The organism is Sporichthya brevicatena, assembly GCF_039525035.1.
In the GTDB taxonomy this organism is placed as follows: Bacteria; Actinomycetota; Actinomycetes; order Sporichthyales; family Sporichthyaceae; genus Sporichthya; species Sporichthya brevicatena.
In genome coordinates this window covers 21,006-28,639 of the sequence record NZ_BAAAHE010000046.1, presented here as the reverse complement: position 1 = coordinate 28,639, position 7,634 = coordinate 21,006, and the positions used below count along the sequence as shown (strand labels likewise).

The window sequence follows — 7,634 nt, the reverse complement described above, 5'->3', positions numbered from 1 at the left end:
CGGGATCCTGTTGGCCTCAACCCTGATCTGGATCAAGACCGACTTGATCAACACGCCCTAGGCGCGGGTCAGCCCTTCGCGCGGCCGAGCACGACGAGGACGTCGGCGGTGAAGGGCACGTCGTCGGAGAGCTTCACCGCGGAGGTCGGCAGGCCGAGTGTCGCCGCGATGGTCTCCCCGAGCGCCCGCGCGTCCGGCAGCGAGGTCCGGACGAGGACGACACTCGCCGCCCCGGCAGGCGCGCTGCCGCCGTCGACGTACTCGTAGCCGGCGTTGAGGACGTCGGCGCGGACGTCCGACTCGCGGATGCCGGCGTTCGGCGCGAGCTGGACCTGGATGCGCGGCGTCGCGTCCCCGCGCCCCTCGCCCGGCTCGCCGCCGAGCAGGTCCCGGACGACCGGCAGTGCCGCGGCCACGTCCAGTCCGTGGCCCGAGTCGTCGAGCGGCAGCACGGCGACCCCGAGCTTGCCCGCGGCGCCGTCCCGGGACAGGCCCGTGACGACCGCCCCGAGCAGGTCGACGGGCAGACCGGGCGCGGCGAGGATGCCGAAGTCGAGCAGCAGGTCACGCCCGGCGCCGAACCCGCCCGGGAAGGCGCCGGTGAACGCGGTCAGGACGTCCTTCGCGGTGTCCGCGTTCCGGACGCGCGCGAGGGCCTGAGCCCCCGTCAGATTCTGTTCCCCGACGCGGATGCCGCCGAGCCGGTCGACCAGCAGGGTGAACTCGGTCTGGTCGAGGACCCAGCTGCCGACGAGCGGAACCCCGAGCAGCTCCGCGAGCGCCTCGCGCGTCAGCGTCGGGCCCGCCTCGGCGAGGGCGCTGCGCAGCGTCAGGCGGCCCTCACCCTCGACGGGCAGGACGAGGTCGGCGGGCACGGTCACGAGGGCGCCCTTGCCTCCCCCGCGCCGGTCGTGCAGCAGGATCGCCGACGTCGCGGCCTCCGAGTTCGCGGCCTGGACCTGGAACAGCACCGCGACGCGGTCCTGGCCCATCACGTGGTGGCCGGTGTCGACCGACTCCCCCGACGAGCTCCACGGCTTCCAGAACACGACCCCGGCGATCAACGCGATCAGACCCAGCGTCACCCCGAGCAGCAGCCGGCGTTCCCGCCGCTGCTCCCGCCGGTCGACCTTCCGGCCGGCCCGCGAGTGCATGAAGTTCAGCCAGCTCGAGACCTCCTCGTCGGCCTCGGAGTCGGCCTCGACGAACGCGAACTGCTCGGTGCTGTACGCCTTCTCGCCTGCCTGCTCCCCCGGCGCGGGGGGCGTCTCCGGCCCGTCGTCGCTCATGCCGCGGCTCACGACCGGTAGAGACGGCGCTTGGCGATGTACTGCATGACGCCGTCGGGGACGAGGTACTGGATGGACCGGTCGGTGGCGACGCGGGCGCGGCAGTCCGTCGAGGAGATCGCGAGCGCGGGGATCTCGACCAGGCTCACCTTCGCGCCGGGCAGGCCCGGGTCCGCGAGCGCGTGGCCCGGCCGGGTGCAGCCGACGAAGTGGGCGAGTTCGAACAGCGTCGCCGGATCGCGCCAGGTGAGGATCTCCGAGAGCGCGTCCGCGCCGGTGATGAAGAACAGTTCGGTGCCCGGGCCGTAGGCGTCGCGCAGGTCGCGCAGGGTGTCGATCGTGTACGTCGGGCCGGGCCGGTCGATGTCGACGCGGCTGACCGAGAACCGCGGGTTCGAGGCGGTCGCGATCACGGTCATCAGGTAACGGTCCTCGGCGGGCGCGACCTCGCGCCCCTCCTTCTGCCACGGCTGCCCGGTGGGCACGAAGACGACCTCGTCGAGGCCGAAGGAGTCCGCGACGGCCGCCGCGGCCACGAGGTGCCCGTGGTGGATCGGGTCGAAGGTGCCGCCCATCACCCCGAGGCGAGGTCCCGGCGCGCTCACGGCAGCGTCCGCACCAGGGGTCACCGCCGGGCTGGCGTCACTTGTGGCGGTTGAAGGACAGCGTGCCGAGCAGCATCAGGGTGAGCACGACGAACACGGAGACCCCGACCAGGTAGGGCTCGTGCTGGGTGCGCTCGGCGTGCTCGGCCTCGGCGGCAACCACGATGTTGGTCACGGTCTGCACGATCACGGCGTCGGCTCTCCTGGATCTTGCGGCTCACTACTGCGGACAGGCGTCAGGACGCAGCATTTCACGTCCCCTTCTTGGCAGAGTGGGCGGCATGCGACTCCTGGTGCTCGGCGGGACGCGGTTCGTCGGGCGCGCGCTCGTGGACGACGCGTTGGCGCGGGGCTGGGAGGTCACCGCGGTGCACCGGGGGCTGACCGGCGCGCTGCCCGCCGGGGTCCGCGTCCGGACCGCCGACCGGACGTCCGAGGCCGCTCTCGCGGACGCCCTGGGCGACGGGACCTGGGACGCCGTCGTCGACACCTGGGCCGGGGCGCCGGCGGTCGCCGGGCTCTCCGCGCGCCTGCTCCGGGGCCGCGCGGGCCGGCTCGGGTACGTCTCGTCGCTGTCGGTGTACGAGTGGGGCGCGCACGGAAACGAGTCCTCGCCGGTCGTCGCCGGCGACCCGGCCGCCACCGACGGCGACTACGCCGCGGTCAAGCGCGGCGCCGAACTCGCCCTGACCGAGGTCTTCCCCGACGCCGTCCTCGCCCGCGCGGGGCTCATCCTGGGCCCGCACGAGGACATCGGCCGGCTGCCCTGGTGGCTGGACCGGATCGCCCGCGGCGGCCCCGTGGTGGCCCCGGGACGGCCCGCGCGGCCCCTGCAGTACGTCGACGCCCGCGACCTCGCCCGCTGGCTCCTGGACGGCGTCGCGGGAGACCTCGCGGGCCCCGTGGACGTCGTCAGCCGCTCCGGGCACGCGACGACGGCCGACCTGCTGCAGGCCTGCGTCGAGGTGACCGGCTCCGACGCCCGGCTGGTCTGGGTCGACGAGGAGCGCCTCGCGGCCGCCGGTGCCCAGCCGTGGACCCACCTGCCCTGCTGGGTCCCGGAGTCCGGCGAGTTCGCCGGCTTCCTGGAGTCCGACACCTCCCTCGCCGCCGCGACCGGCCTGGCCTGCCGCCCGGTCCGCGACACCGTCGCCGACACCTGGGCCTGGCTCCAGGCCGAGCCCCGGCCGCCCCAGCGCCCCGACCGCCCCGTCCACGGCCTCCCGGCCGAGATCGAGGCCCACCTCCTCGCGGGATGACGTCCCGCAGACCCCCCGTGTCAGCCCGCACCAGGGCCGACACCCCACCGCTGCGGGATGACGTCCCGCAGACCCCCGTGTCAGCCCGCACCAGGGCCGACACCCCACCGCTGCGGGACGTCATCCCGCAGGGGTGGGTCAGCCGCGGATGTGGCCGTCGCCGGTGACGACGTACTTGGTGCTGGTCAGCTCCGGGAGGCCCATGGGGCCGCGGGCGTGGAGCTTCTGGGTCGAGATGCCGATCTCGGCGCCGAAGCCGAACTCCCCGCCGTCGGTGAACCGGGTCGAGGCGTTGACGACGACCGCGGCGGCGTCGACGGCCGCGACGAACCGGCGCGCAGCGCCCTGGCTGCGGGTCACGATCGCCTCGGTGTGGCCGGATCCGTGCTCGCGGATGTGGGTGATCGCGTCCTCGAGCGACGGGACGACGGCGGCGGCGATGTCGAGGCTGAGGTACTCGGTGTCCCAGTCCTCGGCGGTCGCGGGGACCACCTCGGCGCCGGCGAGGCGGGCGAACTCGGCGTCGCCGTGGACCGTGACGCCGACCTGGCCCAGCGCCGCCACGGCCCGCGGGACGAACGCCTCCGCGACGTCGGCGTGCACGAGGACGGTCTCGGCCGCGTTGCAGACGCTCGGGCGTTGCGCCTTGGCGTTGACGAGAATCCTCTCGGCGACGTCGAGGTCGGCGTCCGCGTCGACATAGACGTGGCAGTTGCCGACGCCGGTCTCGATCACCGGCACCGTCGACTCCTCGACGACCGACTTGATCAGCGACGCCCCGCCGCGCGGGATCAGGACGTCGACCAGGCCGCGGGCGCGCATCAGGTGCTTGACGGCGTCGTGCGTGTCGCCGGGGACGAGCTGGACGGCGTCGGCGGGCAGGGCGGCGGACACGATCCCGTCGCGCAGCGCGGCCACGATCGCGGTGTTGGACGCCTTCGCCGAGGACGAGCCGCGCAGCAGCACCGCGTTGCCGGACTTCAGCGCCAGGCCGGCGCCGTCGGCGGTCACGTTCGGGCGGGCCTCGTAGATGATCCCGACGACCCCGAACGGGACGCGGACCTGCCGCAGCTCCAGGCCGTTCGGCAGCGTCGAGCCGCGGACGACCTCCCCGACCGGGTCGGGCAGCCCGGCGACGTCCCGCAGGCCCTGGGCCATGCCGGCGATGCGCCCGTCGTCCAGCCGCAGCCGGTCGATGATCGCCGGCGGCGTCCCCCCGGCCTCGGCGCGCGCGCAGTCGGCGGCGTTGGCCTCCAGGATCTGCGGCGCCGCGGCGAGCAGGGCGTCGGCCATCGCGTGCAGCGCGGCGTCCTTGGTGGCCCGGGAGGCCACGGCCAGGTCGGTCGCGGCCACGCGGGCCCGGCGGGCGGTGTCGAGGACAGCGGTCTCGTCGCTCATGACCGCGAGTCTAGTTCGCGTCCGTCCGCGCCTCGCACCGCGATTTCCGCAGGTCAGCCGCCCTGTCAAAAAAGGGTGTCACCCTTTTTTGACGGGGCCGGGGGGCCGGGGGCGGTCAGAAGGGGCGGACGCCGGGGCTGACCAGGGGCGTCGTGCCGCCGCGGCGGCGGTAGGTCTCGCGGTCGACGACCTCGAGGCCGACGATCGACCAGGCCGGGAGGCCCGCGGTGATGCGGTGCTCCCCCCACAGGCGCAGGGCCATGGCCAGGGCGTCGTGGACGTCCGGGGCCTCCTCCCAGTACCGGACCTCGGCCCGGTCGGCGGCGTAGCGGCCCGACATCAGGAACGGGTGGTCGAGCCCGAGCCGCTCCAGCCCGGCGCGGACCTCGTCCGGGCAGACCGCGGGTCCGGCGACCGTGACGGTGACGTGCCACAGTCGCTCACCGTCACCGCCGTTGCCGTCGACGGCGCGCAACCGTCCGCGGAAAACACCTGAGGGATCGTCCACGGTGGCCTTTCGATTCCGGTCAGTTACGGAGAGTGGCGGAGGAGTACCAGGTCGTCCCGATGGACGATCTCGCGTTCGTACGCCGGTCCCAGTTCTGCGGCGAGGTCCCGGGTCGAGCGCCCGAGCAGACCCGGAATCTCTGCCGCATCAAAGTTGACCAGCCCGCGGGCCACCGCGTGACCGTTTTCGTCCAGAAGGTCCACGGGATCTCCGGCGACGAACGTCCCGGCGACCCCCGTCACGCCCGCCGGCAGGAGCGATTTCCGGCCTCCGACCACGGCTTTCACCGCTCCGGCGTCCAGCGTCAGCGACCCGCGCGGGGTGGTCGCGTGGGCGAGCCAGAGCAGGCGCGTGGCCGCCCTGCGCCCGGTCTTCGTGAAGTGGGTGCCGACCGGTCCCCCGGTGAGGGCCGCGTCGGCGGACGCCGCGGCGGCGAGGACGACCGGGATGCCGGCCGTGGTCGCGATACGGGCCGCGTCGACCTTGGTGGTCATGCCCCCGGTGCCGACGCCGGCCGACCCGGCCCGGCCGAGCACGACCCCGTCGAGGTCCTGCGGACCCCGCACCTCGGAGATCAGCGTCGCGCCCGGCTTGCGGGGGTCGCCGTCGTAGAGCCCGTCGACGTCGGAGAGCAGCACGAGCAGGTCCGCGTGGACCAGGTGCGCCACCAGCGCCGCGAGCCGGTCGTTGTCGCCGAACCGGATCTCGTGGGTCGCCACCGTGTCGTTCTCGTTGACGATCGGGACGGCCCGCATCTCCAGCAGCCGGTACAGGGTCCGCTGGGCGTTGCGGTGGTGCGCGCGCCGGATCATGTCCTCGGCGGTCAACAGGACCTGACCGACCGTCAGGTTGTAGCGGGCAAAGGATTGTGCGTACCGCGCGACCAGCAGACCCTGCCCGACGCTGGCCGCCGCCTGCTGGGTGGCGAGGTCCTTCGGACGGGTCTTGAGCGACAGTGGTGCGAGCCCGGCAGCGATCGCACCGGACGAGACGAGCACGACGTCGACACCGGCCTTGCGCCGCGCGGCGATCACGTCCACGAGGGCGTCGACGCGCTCGTTGTCGATCCCCCCGCGCGCGGTGGTCAGCGAGGACGACCCGATCTTGACGACGACGCGGCGGGCGGCGAGGACGTCCCCGCGACGGCCCGCCCGGGCCGGGGTCACCGACCCTCCAGGCGCAGGTCCGTCCCCCGACGCCCGTGGAGGAGCTCGGCCCCCGCGGCGATCGTCGGTTCCCAGTCGAAGACGACGGCGTCGTCGCCGAGTCCGTCCGGCGCCGCGGGCGTGACGCGGCCGGCGATGATGACCGTGTCGCCCTCCTGCGCGCCGAGCTTGAACAGCTGCTCCTCGATCCCGAGGCGGGCGAGCCGGTCGGCGAGGTAGCCGACGGCCTCGGGGTTGGAGAAGTCCGTCTGGCGCACCCAGCGCCGGGGCTTCTCGCCCCGGACGACGTAGGCCACGCCCTCGTCGGTCTGCTCCTTGGTGACGGTGAAGCCGCTCTCCCCCACCGCGGCGGGGCGCAGGACGATCCGCTCCGGCTCGGGGGCGGGCGCGGCGGCCCGGGCGGCGGTGACGAGCTCCGCGAGCGCGAACCCGAGCGCCCGCAGGCCGTCGTGGCTGACCGCGGACACCTCCAGCACCCGCAGGCCGCGGGCCTCCAGGTCGGGGCGCACGAGCTCGGCCAGGTCACGGCCTTCGGGGATGTCGACCTTGTTCAGCGCCACGATGCGCGGCCGGTCCTCCAGACCGCCGTAGGAGGCCAGCTCGGACTCGATGACGTCCAGGTCGGAGATCGGGTCGCGGCCGGGCTCCAGCGTCGCGCAGTCGAGCACGTGCACGAGCACGGAGCAGCGCTCGACGTGCCGCAGGAACTCCAGCCCCAGGCCCTTGCCCTGCGACGCCCCGGGGATCAGGCCGGGCACGTCCGCGATCGTGAACCGCACGTCGCCGGCCTGCACGACACCGAGGTTCGGCACGAGGGTGGTGAACGGGTAGTCGGCGATCTTCGGCCGCGCGGCGGACATCGCCGCGATCAGCGAGGACTTGCCGGCGCTCGGGTACCCGACGAGCGCGACGTCCGCGACCGACTTGAGCTCCAGGACGACCGAGAGCGACTCCCCCGGCTCGCCGAGCAGCGCGAAGCCGGGCGCCTTGCGGCGGGTCGAGGCGAGGGCGGCGTTCCCGAGCCCGCCACGGCCGCCCTGGGCGAGCACGAAGCGGGTGCCGGGGCCGAGCAGGTCGGTGACGAACTGCCCGTCGACCGTGGTCACCGAGGTGCCGTCGGGGACGCGCAGCTCGATGTCGGCGCCGTCCGCGCCGCTGCGGTTGCTCCCCTGGCCGGCCTTGCCGGAGGCGGCCCGGCGGTGCGGCGAGTGGTGGTAGTCGAGCAGCGTCGTCACGCCGGGGTCGACGACCAGGACGACGTCGCCGCCGCGCCCGCCGTTGCCGCCGTCGGGGCCGCCGAGCGGCTTGAACTTCTCGCGGTGGATGGAGGCGCAGCCGTCCCCGCCGTCGCCGGCAGCCACGTGCAGCACCACGCGGTCGACGAAGGTGGTCACGAACTTCTCTCCAGA

At 74.3% G+C, this 7,634-nt stretch carries 8 protein-coding genes; 1 reads left to right on the top strand and 7 read right to left on the bottom strand.

The genetic code is table 11. From position 1 onward, the window contains the following. Positions 1 to 68: 68 nt before the first annotated feature. The 3 genes from ABD401_RS21610 to ABD401_RS21600 all read right to left on the bottom strand — a co-directional run bounded on the left by ABD401_RS21610 (position 69) and on the right by ABD401_RS21600 (position 2,084). Positions 69 to 1,289: an LCP family protein gene (locus ABD401_RS21610; RefSeq protein ID WP_344608643.1), complete on the bottom strand. Its 1,221-nt coding sequence runs from the start codon at positions 1,287 to 1,289 to the stop codon at positions 69 to 71. 8 nt (positions 1,290 to 1,297) lie between these two features. Then, the gene (nadD, locus tag ABD401_RS21605) at positions 1,298 to 1,864 is read right to left on the bottom strand and encodes a nicotinate-nucleotide adenylyltransferase (protein WP_344608651.1); all 567 of its coding nucleotides are present in this window, start codon (positions 1,862 to 1,864) and stop codon (positions 1,298 to 1,300) included. A gap of 67 nt (positions 1,865 to 1,931) precedes the next feature. Next, entirely contained in the window at positions 1,932 to 2,084 is a 153-nt protein-coding gene (locus ABD401_RS21600; RefSeq protein WP_344608641.1) for a hypothetical protein, read from the bottom strand. Positions 2,085 to 2,175: 91 nt separating this feature from the next. Here ABD401_RS21600 and ABD401_RS21595 point away from each other — a divergent pair, with 91 nt between their 5' ends. Next, positions 2,176 to 3,153, top strand: coding sequence for an NAD-dependent epimerase/dehydratase family protein (locus tag ABD401_RS21595; RefSeq protein ID WP_344608639.1), 978 nt, complete (start codon positions 2,176 to 2,178; stop codon positions 3,151 to 3,153). Positions 3,154 to 3,291: 138 nt separating this feature from the next. On the opposite strand, the gene ABD401_RS21590 is transcribed toward ABD401_RS21595, so the two are convergent. From ABD401_RS21590 to obgE, 4 genes are all read right to left on the bottom strand, one after another. Next, complete coding sequence (locus ABD401_RS21590) at positions 3,292 to 4,551, bottom strand: glutamate-5-semialdehyde dehydrogenase (RefSeq protein ID WP_344608637.1); 1,260 nt, start codon at positions 4,549 to 4,551, stop codon at positions 3,292 to 3,294. 115 nt (positions 4,552 to 4,666) lie between these two features. Beyond that, positions 4,667 to 5,059 carry a hypothetical protein gene (locus ABD401_RS21585; protein WP_425566222.1) on the bottom strand — a complete coding sequence of 131 codons (393 nt, stop codon included), beginning with the start codon at positions 5,057 to 5,059 and terminating at the stop codon, positions 4,667 to 4,669. Between the two features lie 23 nt (positions 5,060 to 5,082). Beyond that, positions 5,083 to 6,225, bottom strand: a complete 1,143-nt coding sequence (gene proB, locus ABD401_RS21580) for a glutamate 5-kinase (RefSeq protein ID WP_344608635.1) — start codon at positions 6,223 to 6,225, stop codon at positions 5,083 to 5,085. Beyond that, positions 6,222 to 7,619 (bottom strand): GTPase ObgE, encoded by a 1,398-nt coding sequence (gene obgE / locus ABD401_RS21575; RefSeq protein WP_344608647.1) that lies wholly within the window; start codon positions 7,617 to 7,619, stop codon positions 6,222 to 6,224. Before obgE ends, proB begins: the two co-directional genes overlap by 4 nt. Positions 7,620 to 7,634: the final 15 nt, after the last annotated feature.